At 43.3% G+C, this 25,493-nt stretch carries 17 protein-coding genes and 1 pseudogene; 10 read left to right on the top strand and 8 right to left on the bottom strand.

What is annotated here, in order from left to right:
- Nucleotides 1-74 precede the first annotated feature (74 nt).
- Nucleotides 75-362 (top strand): annotated as a pseudogene (locus LNTAR_RS27930) (peptide chain release factor family protein); the annotation flags it as partial.
- Nucleotide 363: 1 nt separating this feature from the next.
- Here the strand turns inward: LNTAR_RS27930 and rluF are convergent.
- Nucleotides 364-1,257 (bottom strand): 23S rRNA pseudouridine(2604) synthase RluF, encoded by an 894-nt coding sequence (rluF, locus tag LNTAR_RS08005; RefSeq protein ID WP_007278171.1) that lies wholly within the window; start codon nucleotides 1,255-1,257, stop codon nucleotides 364-366.
- A 187-nt stretch (nucleotides 1,258-1,444) separates the two neighbouring features.
- On the opposite strand from rluF, the gene LNTAR_RS08000 reads away from it, so the two are divergent.
- The 6 genes from LNTAR_RS08000 (at nucleotide 1,445) to LNTAR_RS07975 (ending at nucleotide 8,489) form a co-directional block, all read left to right on the top strand.
- On the top strand, nucleotides 1,445-2,005 hold the full coding sequence (locus tag LNTAR_RS08000; RefSeq protein WP_007278170.1) for a sugar O-acetyltransferase: 561 nt from the start codon (nucleotides 1,445-1,447) through the stop codon (nucleotides 2,003-2,005).
- A gap of 354 nt (nucleotides 2,006-2,359) precedes the next feature.
- Nucleotides 2,360-2,884 (top strand): NADPH-dependent FMN reductase, encoded by a 525-nt coding sequence (locus LNTAR_RS07995; protein WP_007278168.1) that lies wholly within the window; start codon nucleotides 2,360-2,362, stop codon nucleotides 2,882-2,884.
- Nucleotides 2,885-2,984: 100 nt separating this feature from the next.
- The gene (locus LNTAR_RS07990) at nucleotides 2,985-5,069 is read left to right on the top strand and encodes a serine/threonine protein kinase (RefSeq protein WP_157473385.1); all 2,085 of its coding nucleotides are present in this window, start codon (nucleotides 2,985-2,987) and stop codon (nucleotides 5,067-5,069) included.
- 111 nt (nucleotides 5,070-5,180) lie between these two features.
- On the top strand, nucleotides 5,181-6,428 hold the full coding sequence (gene trpB / locus LNTAR_RS07985) for a tryptophan synthase subunit beta (RefSeq protein WP_007278166.1): 1,248 nt from the start codon (nucleotides 5,181-5,183) through the stop codon (nucleotides 6,426-6,428).
- On the top strand, nucleotides 6,421-7,191 hold the full coding sequence (gene trpA / locus LNTAR_RS07980) for a tryptophan synthase subunit alpha (protein WP_007278165.1): 771 nt from the start codon (nucleotides 6,421-6,423) through the stop codon (nucleotides 7,189-7,191). The genes trpB and trpA overlap by 8 nt, the downstream gene beginning before the upstream one ends.
- A 716-nt stretch (nucleotides 7,192-7,907) precedes the next feature.
- Nucleotides 7,908-8,489, top strand: a complete 582-nt coding sequence (locus LNTAR_RS07975) for a DUF4136 domain-containing protein (RefSeq protein ID WP_007278163.1) — start codon at nucleotides 7,908-7,910, stop codon at nucleotides 8,487-8,489.
- On the opposite strand, the gene LNTAR_RS07970 is transcribed toward LNTAR_RS07975, so the two are convergent.
- The 7 genes from LNTAR_RS07970 to LNTAR_RS07940 all read right to left on the bottom strand — a co-directional run bounded on the left by LNTAR_RS07970 (nucleotide 8,486) and on the right by LNTAR_RS07940 (nucleotide 18,034).
- Nucleotides 8,486-9,799, bottom strand: a complete 1,314-nt coding sequence (locus tag LNTAR_RS07970; protein ID WP_007278162.1) for a B12-binding domain-containing radical SAM protein — start codon at nucleotides 9,797-9,799, stop codon at nucleotides 8,486-8,488. The genes LNTAR_RS07975 and LNTAR_RS07970 overlap by 4 nt on opposite strands.
- Nucleotides 9,796-11,142 carry a hypothetical protein gene (locus LNTAR_RS07965; protein WP_007278161.1) on the bottom strand — a complete coding sequence of 449 codons (1,347 nt, stop codon included), beginning with the start codon at nucleotides 11,140-11,142 and terminating at the stop codon, nucleotides 9,796-9,798. Before LNTAR_RS07965 ends, LNTAR_RS07970 begins: the two co-directional genes overlap by 4 nt.
- Before the next feature lie 11 nt (nucleotides 11,143-11,153).
- Nucleotides 11,154-11,690 (bottom strand): hypothetical protein, encoded by a 537-nt coding sequence (locus LNTAR_RS07960; RefSeq protein ID WP_007278160.1) that lies wholly within the window; start codon nucleotides 11,688-11,690, stop codon nucleotides 11,154-11,156.
- Between the two features lie 121 nt (nucleotides 11,691-11,811).
- Nucleotides 11,812-12,663 carry a 3-deoxy-8-phosphooctulonate synthase gene (gene kdsA, locus LNTAR_RS07955; RefSeq protein ID WP_007278159.1) on the bottom strand — a complete coding sequence of 284 codons (852 nt, stop codon included), beginning with the start codon at nucleotides 12,661-12,663 and terminating at the stop codon, nucleotides 11,812-11,814.
- Between the two features lie 123 nt (nucleotides 12,664-12,786).
- On the bottom strand, nucleotides 12,787-15,039 hold the full coding sequence (locus tag LNTAR_RS07950) for an APC family permease (protein WP_007278158.1): 2,253 nt from the start codon (nucleotides 15,037-15,039) through the stop codon (nucleotides 12,787-12,789).
- A gap of 403 nt (nucleotides 15,040-15,442) precedes the next feature.
- The gene (locus LNTAR_RS07945) at nucleotides 15,443-17,014 is read right to left on the bottom strand and encodes a sulfatase (protein WP_007278157.1); all 1,572 of its coding nucleotides are present in this window, start codon (nucleotides 17,012-17,014) and stop codon (nucleotides 15,443-15,445) included.
- A gap of 165 nt (nucleotides 17,015-17,179) precedes the next feature.
- Entirely contained in the window at nucleotides 17,180-18,034 is an 855-nt protein-coding gene (locus tag LNTAR_RS07940; protein ID WP_007278156.1) for a helix-turn-helix domain-containing protein, read from the bottom strand.
- A gap of 227 nt (nucleotides 18,035-18,261) precedes the next feature.
- Here LNTAR_RS07940 and LNTAR_RS07935 point away from each other — a divergent pair, with 227 nt between their 5' ends.
- From LNTAR_RS07935 to LNTAR_RS07925, 3 genes are read left to right on the top strand one after another with little or no spacing between them, the layout of a single operon-like run.
- Complete coding sequence (locus tag LNTAR_RS07935; protein ID WP_007278155.1) at nucleotides 18,262-21,219, top strand: FN3 associated domain-containing protein; 2,958 nt, start codon at nucleotides 18,262-18,264, stop codon at nucleotides 21,217-21,219.
- Entirely contained in the window at nucleotides 21,220-23,688 is a 2,469-nt protein-coding gene (locus LNTAR_RS07930; RefSeq protein WP_007278154.1) for an extracellular solute-binding protein, read from the top strand.
- On the top strand, nucleotides 23,688-25,493 hold the full coding sequence (locus tag LNTAR_RS07925; protein WP_007278153.1) for a carbohydrate ABC transporter permease: 1,806 nt from the start codon (nucleotides 23,688-23,690) through the stop codon (nucleotides 25,491-25,493). The genes LNTAR_RS07930 and LNTAR_RS07925 overlap by 1 nt, the downstream gene beginning before the upstream one ends.

Raw genomic sequence — 25,493 nt, 5'->3', positions numbered from 1 at the left:
AAAAACTGCCTTTCGGCTACGTCATTCCCACGGAAGATGAGGCTCTTTTTCGGGAATGTCAGTTTTCCGCCTTCCGCGCCTCGGGCGCCGGTGGTCAACACGTCAACACCACCGATTCCGCAGTGCGCTTAGTGCATTTCCCCACGGGCCTCGTGGTTCAATCATCTGAATCTCGTAGCCAACATCGCAATCGCGAAATCTGTTTAAAAAAGCTACGTCAAAGCCTAGTGATGGCGGGAAGAAAGCGCAAAAAACGCGTTGCAACAAGGAAGAAACGCAGTGTCTCAGTTCGCGAACGAAAGTATCGCGAAGTGCAGAAACAAAAGAAACAAAATCGCCGTAAAATCGATCCAGAGGAGTAATTTATCGGCGCTTGCGCTGAGGTCGTGATTTACTATTTTGTTTGGAAGGACGACCAGACGTTTGTCCACGACGTTTAGGACTCGACTTCTTATGACTCTGACTTGAAGTCTTCATATTTTGGCGAGCGACTGGACGTTTTGGGAGCGATCTGCGACCTTGTTTATTCGAATCTTTTGAAGCCTCTTGCGTATTGCTCGAGCTCTCAATCATTTGATTGATTTCAGCCATTTCTTTAGGATTGAGGTGACGCCAAGTTCCGGGCTTTAATTTCCCTAAATCGACTTTCATAATCCTTGTCCGCTGGAGACTCAAAACGCGGCAAGCTAAATATTCGCACATGCGACGAATCTGGCGATTCAGGCCTTGAGTCAAAATAATTCGAAAAGTATTCTTACTTACTTTCGTGACCTTACACTTTTTTGTAACTGTATCTAAAATCGGAATCCCATTGGACATCTTTCTCAAAAACTCATCCGTCACCGGTCGATCAATGGTGACCACATACTCTTTTTCATGAGCATTGCCCGCACGTAGGATTTTATTGACTATGTCGCCATCATTAGTCATAAAGATCAAGCCATTGGAAAATTTATCGAGACGTCCGATCGGAAATATTTTTTCAGGATAATTGATAAAATCAACTATATTCCCCTTTACGGAGCCTTCCGTTGTACAGGTAATCCCTTCGGGTTTATTGAAAGCCAAATAGACGCGCTCTTTTTGACGCTTGGCTTTAATGCGTTGACCATCCACTTCCACAAAGTCTTTGTCCTCAACTTGTTGACCCGTTTTACAGCGTCTCCCATTAATCAATACGCGCCCCTCTTCAATCAAGCGATCGGCCTCGCGTCGAGAACAAAAACCTGAGTCACTGATAAATTTATTGAGTCGCATCAACACATGCCTTATATTTGGGAGATTATTAAGGCTTACAGAATACTGCATCTTAATTTTTTAACCAGTGGGATTTATCGGCACAATTGTAAGGAGTTTTTTCGATTTTCTCTTCTTAAACAATTGCGAAGTCCGCATCAAGTATTCCAGTAAGAATTGACACTCTGCTAACACCTATGAGGAACCTATGACTGAAAAAGAAAAAATGCTTTCCGGCACACTTTATAACCCGGCTAACAAAGAACTCACTCGCGAAAGAGAAGTCGCTCGCAAGCTCTGCAGGCAGTTTAATCAGTCGACTGAAACTGAAAAGAAACTTCGCGTCAAGATCCTCAAGGAACTCTTTCAGACGGAGAACTCCAGTATATGGATTGAGCCTTCGTTTAAATGCGACTATGGCTACAATATAAAATTTGGTCACAAAGTCTTCCTCAATTTTGATTGCGTCATTCTCGACACTTGCGAAGTCAGTCTTGGCGATAATGTAATGATTGGCCCTGGAGTCCACATATACACGGCACAGCACCCCATTAATCCCATAGAAAGAGCCACATGGCAAGAAACTGCCGCTCCTGTAAGCATTAGAGATAATGTTTGGCTTGGAGGCAATACAACGATTTGTCCCGGAATCAACATAGGTGAGGGCAGCGTCATCGGTGCTGCTAGCGTGGTCACAAAAGACATTCCTCCAGGAGTTGTTGCCGCAGGAAACCCCTGCCGCGTCATCAGAAAAGTTGACGAAAAATAAAAATTATTGAAAAAAATTTTAAAGTGACGACAGATAGAGCTTCTGAGCTCCGTATTATTAAATGAGAAAAGGAAATCACTTGATGGATCTTTGGGAAAGGAGACAAGTGATGGAGAGAGGAGTTTCGATGTGGACTTTGGAAAGGAGGCATCGAAAAATGGAGTCTCACTAAAAATTTTGGAGGAAGTTCTTAGTGATCTGTGAGGAAAGGAAAAACAATTGAGCCGCCATTTTGGCGGCTTTTTTGTTGCCTAAATCCCCTTCTCAACTGATCCAAGTCGATTTTCGAATGAATAATACTTGCCATTCATTTTTATTAGGACACTTTATAAAAATCAAATTTTGGAGATTTACATGAAAGTCGTAACCATTCTCGGTTCAGCCAGTGCTTACAGCAACACAAAAAAAGCTTTAACAGTCGTTGAAAATAAATTCACTGATTTAGGTGCAGAAGTTAGTCAGCTCGACCCTCTCGACCTTAAACTCAACAACCCTGCTACAACTGAAACGGAAGATACCAAACGTATCACTCAACTCGTACGCGATGCAGACATCGTTATTATGGCGACACCAGAATATCACGGTAGTTACAGCTCTGTGATTAAACTCATTATTGATAATCTCGGTTACCCTTCTGCTCTCGGTGGCAAACCCGTAGGCATCCTCGGTGTGGCAGCGAGTCCTTTTGGTGCTCTTAAAGCCCTTGAACACCTCAATAGCATTACGGCTCATTTAGGCTGCTACACTTACCCAAAAATGGTCAATGTGGCGAGCTGCTACAAAGTCTTTGATAAATCCGGGGCACTTATCGATGAAAACCTCCGCGAACGTCTTGAAGCACTAGCAGACAATATGATGGAATACGCCCAGAAATTTTAAGGTATAAGTTCTTCATCAAAGCATTGAGAATAAGCTTACTAAGTTGCTAAATGACTTACTAAGCTTATTTTGTATTCAGGAAGTCGCCTAGGAGAAAATTTTGACCAAAACACGTTCATCATTGATGTCCATCCACAATATGGAAGTTCGCAATAGAAGCATCATTATTATTGTTTTGCTTTTACTCGTACTCACGGGCTACTTCACAGAACGTCGGCTCAAATTTGAAATTGAAAACTCTGTCCGTGACTCCTTAGAGAAAACTTTGCGCAGTAACGCCGAGGCCATGACTCTTTTACTCCGAGGTTATAAGGAGCGCGTTCGCGGCATCAGCAAAATCCCTCATATAAAACAATCTACTCTGCAAATTACCGAGCTTTATGCTCAGAGCAAAGAAACTCAACTCAAAAGTGAAACAGCCAAACTCGAATCCATTTTAAACGGCTTTTTTAGCCATAATGGTTTCCTAGATTACTATCTCATCAATCAACACGGCCGCATGATTGCCTCGAAAAATGCCGCCCTCCTTGGCCACCAAGTCAACACTGCAGATGCTATTCAGAGCCTCATGGATAAGGATGGTAACTTTGTTTGCTTACCAAAAAAAGCCACTCATCCCGTAACAGGACATGAATTTGTACTTATGTACGTCGGCACATCCTTGAAAAATAAAAATGGCGAAACTTACGCCTACCTTGCCTTCAGTGTCAATCCTAGTCACGGCTTTAGTAGTATCATGGAGGTCACAGCCCAGACGGGTGAATCAAGCGAGACTTATGCGATCAATAAAGATGGATGGATGATCTCCCATAGCCGCTTCGATGAAGAACTTCGCGAGCTCAACATTTTGGAAAAAGATGATCAATCATCTGTTCTCGAAGTTCAATTAATCGACAAAGAAGGAAAAGCTTTAACTGTTTTGGAAGATGCATTCTCCAATCCAAATACGACTTATCCACAAGTCCAAGTTAATTCAGAGGGCTACCTAGATTATCGTGATTACGAAGTCATCGGTGCCTGGACTTACCTAAAAGAATATGACTTTGCTATCACCAGTGAAATTGATAAAGAGGAGGCATTTAGATCGCTCTCAATTATTCGAAAAATCTTTGCCATTATTTTTGGTCTTGCCTCCCTACTCGCTTTAGGCCTCATTGCTTATGCGCTATACAGTATTCAACTCAAGAAAAAAGTCCGCAGCGCTGCTCTTGAAGCCGCTAGTGAGCTGGGACAATTCAAGATTATCGAAAAACTTGGCGAAGGCGCCATGGGAGTTGTCTACAGAGCTGAACACCAATTAATGCAGCGGGAAACCGCCATAAAAGTTCTCAAAAACGAAGCGGCTCGTGAAGTTGATCTCGTTCAATTCGAAAAAGAAGTGCGAATCACTTGCCGACTTACACACCCTAATACAATATGTATTTATGATTACGGTAAAACTCGCGAAGGTCTCTTTTATTACGCCATGGAATACCTCGAAGGCTCTGACCTCCAAGAAGTCATCACTAAAACTGGCCCTATTGCTCCAGAGCGCGTCATTCATTTTGTTAAACAAATCTGCGCATCACTCCACGAAGCTCATACAATGAATCTCATTCACCGTGACATCAAAGCACAAAACATTGTCGTTTGTAATCGCGGTGGTATTTTTGATAGCATCAAAGTTCTTGATTTTGGCCTCGTACACGACAGCAATGATGAAAGTGGTCACAAAGTCTCTGGAACTCCTCGTTATATGGCTCCGGAAGCCTCGAGCTCTCGCAATGAACTTAATGATAGTATCGATATCTATGCAATTGGTATTTTAATTTCAGTCATGCTTACAGGGCAATACCCTTTTTCTTGTGATGAATCAGTCGAAGATATTCTTCGCGCTCATCGCGAAGATACACCCATGAAACCCACTGAACTCGTCAAATTCCCTATCCCAGAAGAATTTGATGCCATTGTACTCTGGTGCCTCGAGAAAGACCCGAAAGATCGTCCGACAAACGTCATGGAACTCGCCCAAAAACTCGATTCTCTTGACCTCGCAACCTGGACGCAGGAAAAAGCAAAAAATTGGTGGAGTTTAAATTCCGAGTACTTCCTAACTAGCGATGGCTCAGGAACTAGCTCTTCGAGTTCTTTTGACAAAACAATCCAGTTTGATCGCTTCGACAAAACAATCCAAGCTGACTCATAATTAACCCCGCTTAGATTCTTGATTTATATTGCTTTCGGCACAGAGTGACGAAAGCTTAAGTGAGTTTATATTGACCCACTTTTTATAATTTGATTAAACCTAGGAAAGATAATGAATCTCTTTGATTACGAAGACGGTCGCGAAGGTTACTTCGGCGAATATGGCGGCTGCTTCATACCCGAAATTCTCTACTCCACTGTAACGGAGCTCAAAGATTGCTTTAACGACGCAAAAAAAGACCCCAAATTCTGGCAGGAATTTGTCGAATTAATGCATAATTACTCGGGTCGCCCCACACCAGTCACCTACCTTAAAAATCTTTCCGAACACCTTGGCGGCGCACAGATTTATGTAAAGCGTGAAGACCTCAATCATACGGGATCCCACAAAATCAATAATGTCATGGGCCAAGGACTTCTCTGTAAACGTCTAGGTAAAAAACGTATTATTGCCGAAACAGGTGCTGGCCAGCATGGCTTCGCCACAGCAACCATGTCAGCTCGCATGGGATTTGATTGCAAGGTCTATATGGGTGCAGTCGATGTGGCACGCCAACGACCCAATGTTTTCTGGATGGAAAACCTTGGTGCGGAAGTTATTGCAGTGACTGATGGTCAACAAACTCTTAAAGATGCAATTAACGAATGCATGCGCGACTGGGTTTCAAATATGGAAGACACCCACTATGCTCTCGGAACTGCATGCGGCCCTCACCCCTTCCCCGAAATTGTTTCTTACTTCCAGAGTATTGTTGGTAAAGAATCACGTGAGCAGTTACTTGCAAATGGGGCAAAATTACCTGATAAAGTTTTTGCTTGTGTTGGTGGCGGATCAAATGCCATGGGCATATTTCAAGGCTTCTTAAATGATGATTCAGTTGAACTCGTCGGCGTCGAAGCTGGTGGTCATGGCCCGGGAATCGGCAAGCACGCAGCTCGAATTGCTTATCCAGATGCTACTACAGGTATTGCCCAAGGCTATAAAACTAAATACCTGCAAAACGCGGATGGCAACATGCTCGACACTCACTCCGTCTCTGCAGGACTCGATTATATCGGAGTCTCACCTATTCTTGCTCACTTAGCTGATATAGGCCGTGTGCGCTTTGATGCTGCGACTGATGTGGAAGTCACCGAGACACTCAAATTACTCATGTCGATAGAAGGCCTTATCCCTGCATTAGAAAGTACCCATGCTTTTGTTTCAGCCGTGAAAGAAGCCAAAACTATGAATAAAGATCAAGTCATTCTCGTCAATCAATCAGGACGTGGTGATAAAGATATCTTCACTGTTGCGGAAGCCTTAAACGACACAAAATGGAAATCATTTATTAAAGAAAGGGCTGATCTCTATGACTAATCAACTCGAAACTTTTTGCCGCGAAACGGCTCAAGAAAAAGACCTCATGCTCATGACTCACGTGGTCTGTGGCTACCCCTCTTTTGAAGAAAACTGGCGCATGCTCGAACTTATGGATGAAAATGGTGCTGATATTGTGGAACTTCAATTCCCTTTTTCTGAACCATCAGCTGATGGCCCTCTCTTTGTAAAAGCGAACCAAGCCGCTGTTGAAGCTGGCGTGACCGTTCACGACTGTCTTTCATTCATGAAAAAAGCTAGCGAACGTTTTAGCTTCAAAATCTTGATGATGGGCTACCTCAATACTGCTTGGAAAATGGGTTATGAAAAATTCACCGACGCTCTTGTAGAAGCTGGTGCCACTGGCTTTATTCTTCCCGACCTTCCCGTTGAAGAATGTGAGGAACTCCATGCACTCGCAGAAACGAAAGGTCTCGCACCCATTATGCTCATGACTCCCACGACACCAACTGAACGTCTCCATAAAATTGCGGCAACCGCAAAAGGCCTCATTTACGTAGTCGCTCGCAAGGGAGTAACGGGCACAAAAACTCAAATGAGTACTGCGCTCGAAGATTTCCTTAGTCGCTGTAAAGAAGCCACTGACTTACCACTCGCGGTGGGTTTTGGCGTCTCTTCTAAAGAAGACACTGACTTCCTCAAGGGCAAAGCGGACATGGCCATTGTCGGTACCGCTTCACTCCGTGCTTGGGAAAAGGGTGGCGAAGACGAACTGGAAACCTTCCTCAAAAATTTAAAATGATTTAGAGCACTGGCTTCTTGGCGTGAAATCTTATGTCTCTATTTCAATTGAATTGACGCAGGGAATTACTCTCAGGTTTCTCTCGCAAAGGCGCTAAGGCACCAAGTTTTACGCAGAGTCGATGGATAGTCACCGTAGCAGGGCAGGGGTCAGAATCCCTACATTTCAAACTCAAGCCTATTGCTGAATCATCAATTCAAATTTTATAATGAATCATTCAAAATTACCATTTATGTCTTTCTTGGCGACTTAGCGCCTTGGCGTGAAATCTTATGTCTCTACTTCAATTGAATTGGCATAAGAATGTTACTGATAGATAACCTCATACGGACGACTGAACCATTTCCGAAAATTCGTTAAAATCTGACGGCTGATAACTGCGTACTGAAATCTTCTTCCCTCAAAAATTTAAAATGATCTAGAAACTTAAAAGAGTGGAACTATACTTAGCCTACTTTTTATAGAAAAGCATAATTTAAAAGGAGTCCACTATGGGCCAGCAACTACGTAAAAGAACAAAGCGCGCTGCACGCAAAAGATACAACAAGCGTCAGAGAGAGGCTGTTCGCGAAGCTATCGCAAAATCAAAGAAGTAATTCTTTTTGATTTCAGATCAACCCGCATTTTTACATGCGGGTTTTTTTGTGCCTATTTACTTTTATTTCACTTTAGATAACACATAATAGATAGTATTATTTTCATCAATAGGACACAACATGAAACAACTTTGCCTCACCCTTTTATTCACCCTCTTCTTATCTTCATGTAGTATCAGTCCCGTCAAAACTTCTAGTGATTATGATGAGTTCGCTGATTTCAGGCTTTTACGTGCTTACAAATGGTATGAACGCGAGAAAAACCCTCCTGGAGTTGATGACCTCCTTCACCGACGCATAACCCGCAATATCGACCAAGAACTCAACTTCGATGGCTATCATCCTGCCAAAGAAGGTGAGGCCGTTCACTTTCTCGTCAACTATGTCGTTGTTGCCAAAGAGATGCAGGAGATCCGCAGTGTGACTTCTTACTCGGGCTACTCCCCTCATTATTACGGACGTCATCATTACCCGAGTTATCACGCCAGCAACGTTGAGCTTCGCAATTATCGCAAAGGCACCATTTTCATCGACATCCTTTCTGCCAAAACTAACAAACTCATTTGGCGTGGTGTGGGAACTCGACGCATCCCCAATAACATGGATCGCTTACGCCGCAACGAAGTCGTGAAAGAGACCGTCAATGAAGTGATGAAAAACTTTCCTCCAAATCCCAAAGATAAGCCCACTAAGCAGAATTAAACCGTTCGCGCTAGCTTCCATTGACGCTTAAAATGCTCTCGGCGCTTGTTTGTGAATTCCTTTGCATAAAGGCGCTTCACCAAGCCTCGAAACCCATCTCTTAACTCATCGTAAGTAAAATGAATGGGTTCAAAATTGAGGTCAAATAAAGTGCATTTATCCCAAGCTTGATCTTCTAGTAATCGCCCTGATTTCTTTAGTCGCTTGTAGAGCTCCGTCCCTGGAAAAGGCGTCGGTAAAGTCACTTGTACATCATAGACATTGCACTCATCGCAAAAATCATAAACAGCGTCAAAAATTCTTTCGTCATGTGAATCCAAACCAATGATAAAGCAGGCATTCACTCGGATGCCTTTTTGCTGGATTCGCAAAAGGTTTTCTTTATATGTCTCAATCCTTTTAGCTTTCCAATTATTGCGCAATTCGATTCCATCTAAACCGTTCAAAACGGGACTCTCTAAACCAATCAAGAGTTCCTTACATCCTGACTGAAAGAGCAAGTCCAAAAAATCTTCATCATCGCCAACTGCAATATCCGCCTCGGTAAACCAACGAATATTGCGCTTTTGAATCTCGGGCAATAATTCTCTCCAAAACTTTTTATTGACAAAGCTATTATCATCGGCGAATTCAATAAAGGGTCGATCCCACAATTCACATATCCTATCAAGTTCAGCTAATATTTTCTCAGCTGGCTTCTGCTTGTACTTAGACGTTAGTAAAATGGATCCTGCGCAAAACTCACAGCTATGCGGACAGCCACGACTCGTTTGAATGGTGAGACGATTATAAAAACTTGGATCTAATAATTCATAGGCCGGCATTGGAGAGTTCTGGAGACAATATTCTTGTCCTGACGCATCGTAAACTTTTTTGACTTCGTCTTTTTCAAAGTCGCCTAAAATCTGCGCCCATAGGATTTCTCCTTCACCAAGACATATGGCGTCACAATGATTCATCGCCTCATGAGGATTTAGACTCACGTGAAGACCTCCCATGATCACCTTCATGCCCTGAATGCGACAAGCCTTGGCCAAGTCATAGGCTTCGAAAATTTGCGCGCTAAAAGAAGAAATCACAACTAGATCAAAATCAGCAGAGAGAAAATCTATGCCCTCAAATTGTTTCACCTCAAAATAGGCTTTCTCATGGTAGCCTGGAGTTAGCCCCGCCAAAGTCAACAAGCCTAAACTGGGGAGTGAGGCAATGACTTCACTACGCTCCACAAAACCCGGAAGCGTTAAGCCCTCGCGCAACAAGTCCTCATCTTGAACTCGCACCCCACTCATCGCCACAAAAGCAATTTTCATTGATTTTGAACTTGCTTTAAATGTTCGAGGTTTATATCGGAAATAATTCCATATTGAACAAAATTTGATACAGCTTCAATTAACTGACTTCCTTTCTTTTTCTCATAGGATTTCGCTTTAGTATTTGGTAAGGTATCAAAAAGGAACTCGTTAAAAACTTCTTTATTCGATTTTAGAAATTCGAGATCACTTTCTAATAAGGGCCTTTTATTAAGCAAAGCCAATAGGGCTTCGTCTTTACTCCATCCTTCACTCATATTCTTTAACGCCCAGTTGTAAACAACTTCTTTTAACCAAAGTGGATGTGTATCTTGGAGTCCCACCATGAGATAAATCCCTTCGTCATGGGTATACTTGATAATCAGTGGACGTGTTTTTACAAAGTCATCGCGGTTCAAATCTTGAGTAAAATCAAGCGCCTCATCATACTTATCCTGGCGAACTAAAGAGGTGAACTTGTGATGAATATTCAATTTGGGCTGAAAGTACATCAAAGCAAGACAAGAAATGAGACTAGCCAAAACTATAAATACCCAGCTGACTCGTCCCTTTTGATCAATGTTTGGAAAGACTACTGGTCCACTTTCCGCTTTTTTAAACATCACAAATTGCCACAAAGTCACCGGTAGGGAAACAAAAAATGATATAGAAACCACTCCCATACTGCCCCCTGTGAAGTTGCGCAGTACTTCCTGCTCCGGACTCAAGACCGAACCACTCATAACGCCCACAATCGAAACATATTTGAACATCAGACTCGGATAAGCTACCACACAGCAAGCAGTGATTAGTGGTGCATAAAAATTAACTCCCGTACAAATGTGAAGCACGCGACCAAACAAAAATACACGCCACAATGCGACTAAAGTTAAGAGGCTGAGATTAATATTCACTGCAACCATAGAGGTGAAGAATTCCTCCACGGGGAATGCGTAGAGAAAGGCTAATGGCCCCGTCATCCAAAACAGCGTAAAGAATGACCGCATCTGACGCTGCTTAAGCAGTATACTGAGAGTTCGCGTATTGATTTGAAACCACAACATTATCCATAGGATCATAATTGCAGAGGCCGCAAAAGGAATAAAATAAATCTCTAAGTTTTTGCTAATGAGTTCTTGGTCATACTCTCTTGCAATACCCGCAAAAAAAACAAAGAGTATGCCATACCACAAACTCGAGCTGTTGCGAGCCACTTTTAAAATGGCCTCTCTACGTCCCAATAAATAAAAGAGCATATCTTTTACTTGTAAATTGTAATGGCTGTCGACCTGTCCCTTTAAGTCAGCAACTTCAAGATCATTTTCCTGCGAATCAATTTCTTCTCGATTCAATCGCTCGCTCATAAAACTCCCATTTAAGCACGACTCAATTTATCCTTAATTTTGGTAATGCTCATTGATCGTTTAATACTGCGTTCTAATACGTGAATTTCGTGCCTTAATTCATCAGAAGTTTGGTCGATCACACAAATCAATAAGTTGGCTACCTTATCAATATTATTTTTCTCGATAAAACTACTATAAGATTTGTAGGAATAATCTTCCATAATTGATAAATTATAAACAAAGGAGACTTGAGCTGAATTACATTTCCATTTTGAGTAGCGCTTAAGCTCCAAAAAATCGCTCACTTCATCACGTAATTCATCCATTGTGAGCTGTAAAACATTAAGCAACTCGAGTTTGGATTTTTGACAATCATCAGGCATTAAATGATAATTAATAAGTGCTTGCCGACCTAATTGAAGCACTTGCTGCAAGTCAGCCCTTAATAAGTTTGACTGCGAACCAAAGCGCTCTCCCAATTGATCTGCAATCTTATATACAATTTGTGCTTTATCACAGGCGTTTAAAAAGTAATCTATTGGATCTTCTTTATGCGTTAAGCTCATCCTATCCTCCATGAGTCTTTGATATTTAGAAATAAAGTGGACAAAGAAAAACCTGTCCCATCTCACTAAAAATCATCAAGAAAAGGATTTCAAAGATATTAATATGCTCTTAATCAATTATTTATTTTATTTCCAATTCCTCAAAACTTTTGACCAAATCATCGATGGCTTTGACTTGCTGTAAGAAGGGTTTAAGAAGATCGAGTGGTAAGGCCGAAGGACCATCACACTTGGCTTCTTCTGGATTCGGATGAGACTCTAAAAAGAGACCCGCTAAGCGCGTTGCCATGCCCGAACGAGCGAGTTCAAGCACTTGTTCACGACGACCGCCAGAAGCCGCTCCGAGGGGATCGCGACATTGCAGACTATGAGTTACATCAAAGATCACCGGAGCGCCGCCAGTACTCTGCTTCATTGTTCTGAAACCTAGCATATCTACCACTAAGTTATCATAACCCATGCAAGATCCGCGCTCACAAAGAATCGTTTTTTCATTTCCTGCTTCGGCAAATTTTTCAACGATATTTTTCATTTGACCAGGACTAAGAAATTGAGGTTTTTTAATGTTAATCACAGCGTTCGTTTTCGCCATAGCGACAACTAAATCAGTCTGGCGCGCTAAAAAGGCTGGAAGCTGAATCACATCAACCACATCAGCCACCGGCTGACATTGCTCAACTTCGTGAACGTCAGTGATAATTGGCACATTATTAAATTCGCGTTTGAGTGCCTTAAAAATTTCCATTCCCTTTTCGAGACCGACACCACGGAAGCTATGCACCGAGGAACGGTTCGCTTTGTCAAATGACGCTTTAAAAACGTAAGGAATACTTAATTCTTCACAAACCGAAAGGTACTTTTCACAAACTTTTAGGGTGTCCGCTTCGTTTTCCAAAACGTTTAAACCACCAAACAAAACGAAGGGCTTATCATTAGCTAGGCTAATATTATTGAACTCAATAACTTTACTCATGTTGATCCTCATAATTAATCAATTCCGCTGAATATACGAGTACTCAGTTCATCTGCAATCAGTTTGACTCTCATGCGCCAATTTTAATAAATAATTTTAATGAGTCTCTAGGCGGGCTTATTTTTAAGCCATAATACTTTCGATGCCGGAACCTCTAACAAAGAAGCAAGTTGTTCCTAAGTTTTTGGTCAGGTCTTCCATGGCCTGCTTGGTCAATTCATCGCTATGGCCGAAGATATTGAGGTCAGCTTTATCAACCGAATGAAGCGCATTTGAAAAGCTCTCATCTGTGACAAATATCTCCACATTTGAGCCCAAACGAGCTAAGCTAGTGAGGTTTTTGAAAAACTTTCTCGTGGGGCGTTTATACTCTTCTTTGCTAACTGCGCAACAGAGGCAAATTTTTCCCTTCCAGTTGCCCGCAATTTTGTAAGCCGTCAATGCAAGCATATCGACGTTGGTCATATAGAGACCTAAATTCCAATCTGGCGATTGATCGCGCACCCAAATATTAACACTCTTTTGCTGTCCAAAAACATTTTCTTGATGCAGGCTCATCAAGACCAAGGACATCCTGCCCGATTTAGCCGTAAGTGCCGAATCTCGCAGCTCTTCATCACTGCGATCTTCGATTGGCAAAAACAAAACGTTCGGTTTAAAAAATGATCCACGCATCACTGAAACTGCGGTCTTCACCGCACCACTAAAGCGCCGCGCTTCCACAAGTGAACTGGTGGCAAAAATCCCTTTCGTGTTGAGATCTTTAACAATTTGATTGACACCGCGCAACTGCTCAGTACTCGCCTTATCTTCATAACTTAAGGCCACCACTTGCAGTGAACCTTGCGGGTAAGTGATGGCTTTTAAAATTGGCGAAACACCTTCGAGTTGAGAACCCTTTTCCACCGGCATAATTAAGTCGGGTTTCCAAGCACGTTTCTGTTCAAAGTACCCCGTGCGGAAAACTTTTTTGGCAGCCCAGTTGGCAATAATTCCGAACAGTCCCGAGTGCACTGTCTCCCAAGGCTTCTCCAGTTTTTTTCGATCCAAAATAATGTAAATCGCCAAAATAATCCCCAGGGAAACGAGCGACATAAGAGGATTAATCACAAACATCGCACCAAGACAACAAAAAGAGCCTAAGAAAGGTACTAGGAAAGGGATCGAAAATACGGGGCGAAAACTAATCAAATTCATCGACTTTTCGATGCATAGGACCGTATTGATGGTGAAATAAGCTAAGATAAAAAACATTGTCAAAATCATGGCAATCGCATTCAAGTCACCCAAGAGAACCACAATAAAAACTTTTATACCCGTGTAAATCAAAGCTTTGCGAGGCTCGCCTTTATTTTCTTGCTCGAGTAAATCACCGCGCGGAACAATGCGATATTCACCCAAGGCCTGCAAAACTCTTGGAGCCGCCGCTAGCGAACTCAAAGTCGCAGTGAAACAGGAGGCAATGAGGCCGCACTGAACGAGCAAAGGCCAGCGGGCATAATCAATCAAAGAGGTGGTGTTGCTAATCAATTCTGGAGTTGGAACTAAAAAAGCGGCCAATACTGCAACTGAGGCGTAAACCACAAAGGAAATCCCCCAAGCCCCCAAAGTCCCCTTAGTAATACTTCTACGCGGATCCTTTAAACTCCCCGACATACTCGCCCCGACCATGACGCCTGTGGCTGCAGGGAAGAAAACAGCAAATAAGGATTTGAAGCTATTGCCATCGGCAAAATCGCCAATGAGTTGCGGCGTCTGCCATTCGTGCACACTCAAGCCCAAAAACATACTGCTCAGGGCCACAACAATAAATACCATGACTAAATTCTGAACCTTAAAAGCCACCCGAGTACTGATGAGCGTCAGCCCAATGGCACAAAAGAAAAAAGCTACTACCATGAAGCTTTCGTAGATTCCTGCTTCAACAATCGGCGCCATAAAAGTGTCTTGCATTCTTTCTGCTGGGAACAAGGATAACCAGCCCTCTTTCATCCCGTGTAAGTACATCGCGGCCGACATCGCCTGCGCAAAATACAGTGGGATCCCTATCGCACCGCCAATCTCGAGGCCCAGTGTCTGCCCCACTAAAGTAAATACACCGCCTTTTTCCATACGCACATTACTGGTAATCGATGAAATAGATAAAGCCGCTGTCCCGGTAATCACATAGGCTAGAACAATGACGCCAAGAGCTCCTAGTAAGCCCGCATGGCCAACAAGCCAGCCCTCACGAATGTAGAGCATCACACCAATAATCGTCAGTAAAGTCGGTTTCAGAACACCGTGAAAAGTCCCAAAGAGTTCGGCTTGCGCCCCATTGTCAACCTTCCCCGTTGGGGAATCAACTGAAGTCTGTACTTCGTTCTGAGTCGACATAATTTCCTTCTCTAAATTTACACATGATTAAGCATAAAGAGGAGCAAAGCTCAGTCGCCTGGTCAAGGATTGGCAAATCCTTGCTAGGGGAGCTCGAGGGGAAGGATTCCTCTCGTATGCAAAGCATCATGCCCTTATTCTGCTAAATCATTATTTTATCTATTAGTGAACAATAAACTAAGTATGAAAACTTACAGTTTAAGCATTCAAATTATTAGTGAATTTTCCTGTATTTGCTAGTATGAAAATAAAAAACAAAAAAGCCCATCAAAAATTGATGGGCTTTGGCATAAAATATGTCTCTAAGTCTTAGCGCCTTAGCGAGAAGTAAAGTTAGTATATCGGCCTGCGAACTTGCAGATCACTCGCAAGATCTCTACAGATTGCTGAAATGGCCGTGTCACTAGAGTTTTAAATAATGACTTAGATCTTTACCGTGCATTTTCGCACGTTCGACAGTGAATTTAATTTCGCCTTCCATCCATTTACGGTAACCCGTTAGGCGTTCGTATTCCTTTTTACCACGCGCATCGCCCTGCTCCATGAGCTTCTTGTTCTCAATAATTTCTCTATCCGTATTGGGGATCCATAACTTGGTCATGCGATCAAGGTAACCAATGCGCAAATCCATGAGATCTTCTGCCTTTACTTTTTTGATGTAATTATCCAGTGTCTTTTCCATTTCAACTGTTTTCTCAGGCATTTGATTGGCAATATCATTGCCTTCTGAAACATCTTTACTGAGGTCAAAGAGCTGCACGACTTTAGTATCGAGATTCTTGAGAATTTTGTACTTCCCTGAGATCAACGCACTCTCGGGCTCACCATTATACCAAGGGAAATAAAAGACGAAGTCGCGTAGATTACGCTCTACTGAGGCCTTATCTCCTTTCGCTAATACATTCTTTAAACTTCCACCTTCAACTTCTGGCGGCAAAGCTTCTGTACCTCCTGCAAGATCATAAAAAGTCGCGAGGATATCCCAACCCGCAGTGGGTACTGAAGTGTAGGCATTCGCTTTTACTTTTGGCCCTCTAACAATAAAGGGAACGCGAATCCCGCCCTCAGTCAAGTCTCCTTTTGAGCCCGATAAGCGCCCGTTATTTCTCATTCCGCCACCATTATCACCAGTGATGATCACATAGGTATTATCCGCGATTTTCAATTCATCCAAACGCTCGAGAATACGACCTAATTGTGCGTCCATATCATCTACCATAGAAGCATAGTTAATAATCCAATTGTGCTTATACATACTCTCGGTGATTTCTGAATCGGGGAAATAATCGTGTGCTTCCGCTCGATTTGATTTAGCTAATTTTTTATATTTTTCACGCGTCTCAGCAAATGAATCATGCCAAATATGAACTGCGTAATGTGAGAGCTGTACGAAGAAAGGCTTATCCGCTTTATTTTGATCTTCAATGAACTTAATCGTTTTATCAGTTAAGGACACCATGCGCTTGGGGTCATCTTCAGGAAGATGCGTTCTCATATCATCCAAATAATCGCCTTCACCATTGCCCGTCGGTCCATCAGTGACTTCATAACCCGCCTTTGTAGGGGTCAATGAAGGAATGTGCCACTTGCCGAAATGGGCACTTATGTAATTGGGGTTAGCCTTTTTTAAGGCCTGCGGAATAGTGATCACTCCACGATATTCTTTCGATGCGGCTTCTGAGTGAAGCACTGCATTGAGCATGCGAGCTGGGGTCATCCCATGCTGCACACTATTGCGAGAAGGCGTACACACGGGTGAAGGTGCATAGGCACTCGAAAACACCATGCCACCCTCGGCGAGTTTAACGATGTTGGGAGTTTGATAGAAATCACTGCGACTGCCCGCATCCCCAGGAATCATCTCGACGGCAGTATCGGCCCAGCCGAGATCATCAAAATAAATCATAATAAAATTGGGACTCTTGGCCTGCAGGCAAAAGCTAAATAAAAAAAGACTAATGAGAATTTGTTTCATAAATTGGGAACTCCTTATAAGTTTAACTTAATTAAGGGGCTCAACGCAAAATCTAAATATCTCAGCAAGACAAAAATTTATCGCATTACGACAGGAGTGCTGTATCAACAGATTTATCCAAGTATTCAGTTCGAAAAAAAGAAGTGGTCAGTTCGCTTCTTTTTTTTAACTATTCTGTGTGCGGAAAGTCCCGGGTGGGATGCTGCAGTAATTTTTGAAGGCTTTGGAGAAGGAGTAGACCGAGCTATAGCCCACGCGATCGGCGATGGCATCGAGGGTGAGGTCAGTGGAGAGCAAGAGTTCTTGCGAACGCTGCATGCGAATCTTAGTGAGCATGCCTTCTGCAGTGGTTTCGTAATTCTTTTTCATAACGCGCTGAAATTGACGCACGGACACTTTCGCTTTATAGGCCAATTCCGAAACACTCCAGCTCGCTTCTGGAGAAGCATTCACTTCTTCCCAGACTTTTGCTAGGGTGAGGGCATTGCGGGAATAATCATTTTCTAAATCAGAGGCAATCTCGCGATCTATACAGAGACTTATATATGAGGCCAGGGCTCGTGCTTCCTGGGACATGCCATCTTGGCAATGGGTCGACTCGGATAAATAGGCTTCCACTGCATTGACGAGGTGACTGACATCATTTTGCATCATTTTACATGTAATTGAGCCTTCGATGTGCTCGCGGTTGTTAGACTTAATCAGCGCTGCCGATATAAACTTCCAGTCACCCGTGGCTTTGTATTGATAGGAAGTATCTGCTGGACCAATCCAAATGGTATTCTCTTTAATCAAGCCACTTCTGCCTTTGCAACTGTAACGCGCCGAGCCAGAAATTGTGATCAGTGCTATGTGCCAAGGAGCTGAAACTCGTTGAATCTCATAGGGAACTTTAACTTCGTGGATACCAACACCGCGAATCTTTTTCTGACGAAAAGGCTCGGCAAATTTGGGAACCATGGGCAAATGTTGATCGCGGGAATCAACTGAAATACAAGCGTAGTCTTTTAAGATGGCCACAATTACCTCCTGGCATGATTTATTATTTTTATAATTAAAAACTAAGACAGAAATTTCACTTTTTCAACTCAAAATACTAAATTGAAGCCATAAGACATGGCGCAATCAGATAAATTAATGGCGTAATCAGAAATTGTAATGCATTTCCTCGGACATTAGAATGAAACAAGTTAATCGAACCAATCTCTAATATACTGATTAGTCTAAACCATCAGGAGCTCAACTCAATGAAAACATTTTTATCCGTCCTCACCTTTTTCCTCAGCATCAACCTCTTTGCTGAAAAACCCCACAAAGACTTTTGCGCTTTGATCGAACGTGATATTCAAGATAAACTCTATTCCTTTATGGCTGGCAACAAAATGTATTACATCGGCGGTAAAGTCGATGAGTACTGGAAGCCAGTGCACTCCGAAACAATTGGCTTCACTCACCCCATGTTTCGCGATGGTCGCGCTCGTGGTTACGGCATCGTCGAAGGTCAAGGTGGCAAGGGACACGATAAATTCGGTTGGGAATTCTGGAATCATGTAAAAGGCGCTGAGGGCACAGTCATTATTGATGGCAAACGCTTCAAACGCCCCAAACCACTCAAAATGCTCTGGCGTCCGGATCGCGTCACATGCGTCTACCAAGTGGGTGGTGCTAATATTACAGAAGTGAAGTTCATTGATAACAATGATGTTCTCGCCACAATCATTAGCTCGGATAAAGACATTCAGATTGAGTTTACAGGCTATAGCTTTGTTAATGATGCCGAATTCCCCACTTGGGATGGCGATGCTGCCGGTCAAAAATTTACTCAGTCACAAACGGCGACAAGTCGCTACGATAAAGGCAGCAACACCATCCACGTAAGCGAGGGTGGAACAACTCTTACTAAGTCTGGTTGGAAAGAAACTAAAGTGGGCAAAATCATGTATGATGGCATGAGCATTGCGCTTAGTTCAACAGCTTCATTTGGCGATAGCGTTAAACTCACCAGAGATAATAAGGGTCGTCAAGTTTATACTTTCACTATCAATATCAACGCGGGCAAAAGCGAAACTCTTACTTACGCTCAAGACGACAAATACTCAGTTGCTCTCGACAATAGCAAAAAACTTCTTGCGGATCCCGCAAAAGCTCTCAACAATAAATTCACTTACTTTAACGATATCCTCAATAATCAGATCCCTTATTTCGACGCTTCAGATAAGACTGCTGTAAAGACTTACTACTACCTCTGGGCACTTTACTTCATGTACTACACTGACATCGGCGAAGGTTTTGAAGAGTACCCACACACACAAACGGCAATCAACAATTTCATGGGTCTTCACCTTTGGGATTCATGGGCTTACACTGCCGTTGGCGCTTGGACAGTCGACAAGTGGAAATGGGGTTACGGCAATGTTCTCTCTTGGAAGCACATGGTTCCTTTCAAAAATAAAGCTAACGGCCTCCCCGATAACTTTGGTACTACTTGGTACTCGCCAGAAGTTTGGATGAACCTCGTGGGTTCAGTTGAATTCTCTTGGGATATGTACCGTAAATCAGGCGACAAAAAATTCCTCAAAGAACTCTACACTGAACTTTGGAAGCCACTCTACTGGGATCACGCTGGTCCTCAAGCTTCCATGGGCGAAGAACTCAATGCTCTTGCTGACCTCATCAAAATGGCCAAAGAACTTGGTATGGACGAAGACGTCAAGCATTGGGAAGCCATGCATCCAAGAATGTACAAAAACTGGTCCCAGCATTGGGAAGCTTACGCACCCTCTTTTTACGCAGCGAAAGGCGCACCTTGGAAAGATATCTGGAATATCATCTCACTCATGAATCGCGAAATGCCTCAGGAATGGGCTGACGCTATGACTGAACGTTGGGTTATGAATCCTGAAGATGGTTTCCTCGGTCCTGTTTCTTTCCTCATTCGTCCCATGACAGATCCCCCCAATGGTGTTTTCACTGTATCTTCGATCTCAACTTGGTTAGCCACAGAAGGTCTCTTCCGTCACAACCGTGGTCGCGAAGGTGTATTTGCCACTCTCAGTCACATCAATGGCATGAACAAAACTCACGGTTTCCCTGTGGCACCAGAATGCTGGGAACCAGAAAAATTCGGCCCTTGGGGTTCACTCTACTACAACTGGGATGTGCCAATTGTTGACCTTCTGATCAAACGTATTGCGGGTATCGACTTCTCATTGAAGACTAATACTTTCACTGTGACGGAACACCTCCCAGAAAACTGGGATTGGCTCGAGACTTATATTCCTGTCACTAAAGATGGAAAAACCACTTGGGTTCACGTCAAAGTTGACCAAATGCACACTAAAGATGGACTCACTAAAAATATTGAGGTAAAAAACAATCCCCTCGCTAAACTCGACATCAAAGCGTGGACTGATTCTCGCGAGACTTACACAACGCGCCAAAAGCTTCAAACATCACAGGGTAAAGTTTCAGTAAAACTCGGCAAGAAAGCCAAGACACCAAAAACGTTCGTCACGGTTTCTCCTGTTGATCGCAAGTTCTACCGCCCCATGGAAATCACACTTCAGAACCTCAACCAAGAAACAACTTTGCGCTACACACTCGATGGTTCAGTTCCTAACGAGAGCTCACCTATCTATACTAAGCCACTCACACTCGACAAAACTTGTCAGCTCAAGATGCGTGCTTGGGACAAATGGGGTAAAGCTTACGAAACGTCAACTCTCGAATTCGAGCGTCAAGAAGCTGTAGAACCGGTAAGTACCAAAGTGGCTCAAGGACTCGACTACAAGATCTTTAAAGGCTCTTTCCGACGCATCCCTGAGTTCGAAAAACTCACGGCTTCCGCTCAAGGGTCCACTCAAGTTATTGAGCCCCACAAAGTCGCTAAAATGCACGATGAATTCGGCATGCAGCTCTTCGGTTACATCAAAGTCCCTAAAACGGGTCTCTATACTTTTAACCTCAAGAGTGATGATGGCTCACGCCTCACAATTGCTGGTCAGCAAATTGTCGAGCTCAATATCCTCTCGGATCGTGACCCTTGGGAATCGAAAGGTAGTATCCCACTCAAAGCGGGTCTCCACCCGATTCAAATCGATTACTTCCAATACAAAATCAATAAGTCTTTAGAGATCATGTACTCCGTTGATGGAAGTGAAATGCAGGAAGTTGAACTCAAACAATTCTTTCGCAAGGACAAATAATTGAAGCGCTTAGCCTCCATACTTTTCGCACTGCTTTTTGCGCTGTCCGCAGAGGAGAAAATCCATTTCAAAACCACGGACTTCGCTCCTGCACCCGACTCGGCTTTCAGTATTGAAGGCAAAGCAAACCTCGCAGTCTACCACGCTTTTCGTAAAAAGTATCCCAATATTGTTCCCGAGGGCAATCCCATGGGACTCAAGTTCGAGGGTGCGGCTGGAGAGGCTCCCTTACTCATGTCCATTGCAGGTGAAACTGCTCCTGATGTTTTTGCTGTCAATGGCCGTCAGTCAGGTTCGTTTGTCCAACGTGAATTCCTCACTCCTCTCGATCAATTCATCAATATCGAGATCACTGAAGAAGAAGCGAAAGCTCAAGGGATCTTTAATGAAGACATCATGTACAAAGATGAATTCAACGAACGAGTTAAGGGTCAGGCAAAAGACGCCGTCTACCGCGTTGGACCCGATGGCAAAAAGCACTTTTATTTCCTACCTTATTCTTATTGGGCTCGCGCTTTAGCTTACTCAAAAAACCTCTTCCTCGAAAATGGTCTCGATCCTGAAAATGGATACCCAAAAACTTGGGACGAGATGCTCACAACTGCCAAAAAACTCCACAAACCAGAAAACAATTCTTACGGCATGCTCGTGGATACTTCTGGTGGAGCTTCATGGATTGCTCTTCCCCTCTTTTACGCCAATGGTTCAAAATTCATTGAACGCGATAAAGAGTCTGGCGAATGGCGTGCCACTTTTAACGACAAAGGTGCGGTTGAAGCTGCCGATTTCTACCTCCAACTCGTGGATGGTGCTTGGAAAAACGACAAGGGTGAAGAGCTCTATGGCGTTGGTCGTACCGAAGCAGCTTGGCCACTATGGAATAAAGGTCGTGTGGGCATGGTTTTTCTCTACATCAATGACCTACTCATCAATGCCGACACCAACCTCTCGGCACTCAACCCGGAAGAACTCGGAATTGTACCCATCCCCACTGCTCCTTCTGGTGAGAAAACGACTGAACTTCACGTTCGTGGTCTAGGTATCTGTGCTACGACGCCTAAGGAAAAACTCTTAGCTACCTGGCGCTTCATCCGTTTCGCTGGTTCTGCTGAAGCTCAAAAAGAAATTGTTCGCGTCTATATCGAAAATGGTTACGGCTCCTACATCAATCCCGAAAAACTCAAAGAATTTGGCTACACCGAGTACCTTCACACGGTACCAAAACAATGGGCTGCCACACTCAAGCAGAGTCTAGAGGACTCTTACCCTGAACCCTATGGCAAAAACTGCCAGGTCTTCATCTTACGTGCCTCTAAACCCCTCGAAGCTGCACTCACTGCCGAGATTCCCCGTATTCAAGACAAAGAAGTACGCCTCAAAAAGCTCCAGGTGCTCTACGATAAAGCCGTGGTTGAAACGAACGAAAAAATGCTCGGTTACGTTCCTGAGGAAACTATGGAATTCCGTCGAAAAGTCGCTCTCGCAGTCATTATTACCATTGCTATAGGCTTCATTGCCATGTTTATCTATATCTGGAAAATTTTCACTCCACCAAAAAATGAATATGCCAAAAAAACCAAGTGGACCAAAAACTTACCCGCTTACCTCTTGCTCACACCAGCCATTGGAACCATCGCAATCTTCAATTACTACCCACTGATTTATGGTTCTTATATGGCCTTCCTCGACTACAATGTCATTGCAGGTGCTGGCGGTTCAGATTTTGTTGGCGTAGATAACTTTGCCGCCATCTTGTTTGACTCCACTTTTTGGATCTCTATGCTGAGAACTTTTGAGTATGTCTTTTGGTCACTGATCCTCGTTTTCCTCTCACCAATTGTACTTGCACTCATCCTCTCCGAGATCCCTCAAGGTAAAATTTTCTTCCGTATCGTTTACTATTTGCCGGCAGTTGTCTCTGGCCTCGTTGTAATGCTCATGTGGAAAATGTTCTTCGAACCGAGCTCCAGCGGTATGTTCAACCAAGTACTCGATATCATTGGCATCGGCCCACAAAAATGGTTGCAAGATAGCTCTTTGGCAATGATCTCGATCTTACTCCCAGTTGCTTGGGCAGGAATTGGTCCTGGCTCACTGATCTACTTAGCTGCATTAAAAACTGTACCCGAAGACCTCTATGAAGCCACAGCAATTGACGGTGCAGGATTTTTCAAACGCATTTGGTATGTGACTATCCCCACTATTCGCCCACTAGTACTGATTCAATTAATCTTTGTACTCATTGGCTCATTCCAATCGGCAGATAATGTCTTGGTAATGACTGGTGGTGGTCCTGGCGACGCAACAAACGTCATCGGCTTAGAAATTTTCTATAATGCTTACGTTTACCTTAAATTCGGAACTGCCATTGCTATGGCATGGATACTTGGCTTCCTACTCATCGGCCTCACCATGTTCCAAATGAAACGCATTTCTAATATGAGCTTTACTGCAGGAGATAACGACTAATGAGTATTATCCTACTTACCGAGAAGAAAAACTTCTCTATCCGAATTCTTTACGCTTGCATGTATTTAATACTTGCCGTTGGCGCTCTTTCCATGGTCTACCCCTTCCTACTCATGGTATCAGGCTCAATGAAAAGTCGTATCGATGAAAACGAATTCAATATTGTTCCCACTTATCTGCACGATGAATCAATGCTCTTCCGCAAGCAGATCGAATCTAAATACAACGAAAACCTTCAGCTCTATCTTCAGAGCAATGGTGATCAAGTTTTTAACTTCAGAAATATCGAGATGCCAACTGCTCATAAACCTGCTTTAGTTACTGACTGGATCGAGTTTAATCAAACTAACCTCCCACTCTCTTGGTTCGTCATTGGCTATGGTCCCACGGGCGATGGCAAAATCATTCAGCGCAATGAACGCGAATTCCGCAATTATATCAAAGAAGTCTGTAATAATGATTTAACTGAATTCAGCACGCGTTTTGGCGAGCCACTAGAAAACTGGTTTTTTCTAAAGTTTCAGTCTGAGCGTCTCTTGGATCGAACCTTCTTACTCAATCGAACTGAATTATTTAAGAATTTCTATGAGTTTAAGTCAAAAATCAAGAGTGAAGATCGCATTTTTATGTCCGCCATGGGTGCTTATAGCAAGTTCCTCAAACAAACTGGTGCCGAAGCCGAAGTCCTCAAGAAAAAAATCACTTCTCCGAGTATGGAGCGTTGGGTGCGCACGATCTTGCATCCCCAATTCGTTAACTTTTCCTCCGATGGTTTAAGTCACTGGAATAAATTCCTCGTTCAAAAATATCAAAAAGTCGAGTTCCTCAACAAACTCTACAACACGACTTATGAATCATTTGATGAGGTCCCTTTGCCAACAGATAGAATCTACTCCAGCCCGCAAGTTACTGATTACATGCTCTTTATTTCTGACAAGAAGAATTCTCCCGCTGAGTTCATTTCCTTGACCACACCAGAATTCACCTGGCAAGAATTCTTGATCAAAAAGTATGGCTCCTTAGAAAAAATCAACGCCGCTCATGATCGTGATTTTTCCTCAATACAAGAAGTTCGCATGCCGCAAAAAGAGTTTGATTATGCTATGGTGATTAAAAATAAATCCGATGTGAAATCAAATTTCCTCACACGTAACTTCACGATGGTTTTCGAATACGTCTTGCTCTATGGTAAAGGCCTTTCTAACACGGTGGTTTATTGTCTGCTCTCGATCGTGCTTTCACTCTTGGTGAATCCAATTGCAGCTTACGCACTCTCGCGCTACAAGCTTCAGAGTCAGTTCAAAATCTTGCTCTTCCTCATTGCCACCATGGCTTTCCCGGCAGTGGTCACCATGATCCCCAACTTCCTGCTCCTACGTGATCTTGGGCTTCTCAATACTTTTGCCGCCCTCTTATTACCTTCCATGGCGAATGGTTATTCGATCTTCCTGCTCAAGGGCTTCTTTGATTCCTTGCCTCGGGAACTCTATGAAGCCGCCGATATCGATGGGGCGAGTGAGTGGAATAAATTTTGGATGATTACCATGAACCTCTCGAAACCGATTCTTGCGGTAATCGCACTCGGAGCCTTCAACGGCGCTTATTCGAACTTCATGTTTGCCTTCATTCTTTGCCAAGACCGCGAAATGTGGACCCTCATGGTCTGGCTCTACCAACTCCAACAATTTTCATCGCAAGGAGTGGTTTTTGCCTCACTCTTAGTCGCTGCGGTCCCCACCCTACTCATTTTCATTTTTTGTCAGAATTTAATTATAAAAGGAATTGTCGTTCCAACGGAGAAATAA

This window comes from Lentisphaera araneosa HTCC2155, assembly GCF_000170755.1.
Classification (GTDB): domain Bacteria; phylum Verrucomicrobiota; class Lentisphaeria; order Lentisphaerales; family Lentisphaeraceae; genus Lentisphaera; species Lentisphaera araneosa.
The sequence above is the reverse complement of the archived record's forward strand: the minus strand, read 5'-3'. Positions and strand labels throughout refer to the sequence as shown.

What these genes read in the sequence shown, in the direction of transcription:
- LNTAR_RS07945 (WP_007278157.1), bottom strand. Translation starts at nt 17,014, where the DNA reads ATGAAACAAATTCTCATTAGTCTTTTTTTATTTAGCTTTTGCCTGCAG.
- trpA (WP_007278165.1), top strand. Translation starts at nt 6,421, where the DNA reads ATGACTAATCAACTCGAAACTTTTTGCCGCGAAACGGCTCAAGAAAAA.
- LNTAR_RS07950 (WP_007278158.1), bottom strand. Translation starts at nt 15,039, where the DNA reads ATGTCGACTCAGAACGAAGTACAGACTTCAGTTGATTCCCCAACGGGG.
- LNTAR_RS07935 (WP_007278155.1), top strand. Translation starts at nt 18,262, where the DNA reads ATGAAAACATTTTTATCCGTCCTCACCTTTTTCCTCAGCATCAACCTC.
- LNTAR_RS07970 (WP_007278162.1), bottom strand. Translation starts at nt 9,799, where the DNA reads ATGAAAATTGCTTTTGTGGCGATGAGTGGGGTGCGAGTTCAAGATGAG.
- LNTAR_RS07995 (WP_007278168.1), top strand. Translation starts at nt 2,360, where the DNA reads ATGAAAGTCGTAACCATTCTCGGTTCAGCCAGTGCTTACAGCAACACA.
- kdsA (WP_007278159.1), bottom strand. Translation starts at nt 12,663, where the DNA reads ATGAGTAAAGTTATTGAGTTCAATAATATTAGCCTAGCTAATGATAAG.
- trpB (WP_007278166.1), top strand. Translation starts at nt 5,181, where the DNA reads ATGAATCTCTTTGATTACGAAGACGGTCGCGAAGGTTACTTCGGCGAA.
- LNTAR_RS07925 (WP_007278153.1), top strand. Translation starts at nt 23,688, where the DNA reads ATGAGTATTATCCTACTTACCGAGAAGAAAAACTTCTCTATCCGAATT.
- rluF (WP_007278171.1), bottom strand. Translation starts at nt 1,257, where the DNA reads ATGCGACTCAATAAATTTATCAGTGACTCAGGTTTTTGTTCTCGACGC.
- LNTAR_RS07960 (WP_007278160.1), bottom strand. Translation starts at nt 11,690, where the DNA reads ATGAGCTTAACGCATAAAGAAGATCCAATAGATTACTTTTTAAACGCC.
- LNTAR_RS08000 (WP_007278170.1), top strand. Translation starts at nt 1,445, where the DNA reads ATGACTGAAAAAGAAAAAATGCTTTCCGGCACACTTTATAACCCGGCT.
- LNTAR_RS07965 (WP_007278161.1), bottom strand. Translation starts at nt 11,142, where the DNA reads ATGAGCGAGCGATTGAATCGAGAAGAAATTGATTCGCAGGAAAATGAT.
- LNTAR_RS07975 (WP_007278163.1), top strand. Translation starts at nt 7,908, where the DNA reads ATGAAACAACTTTGCCTCACCCTTTTATTCACCCTCTTCTTATCTTCA.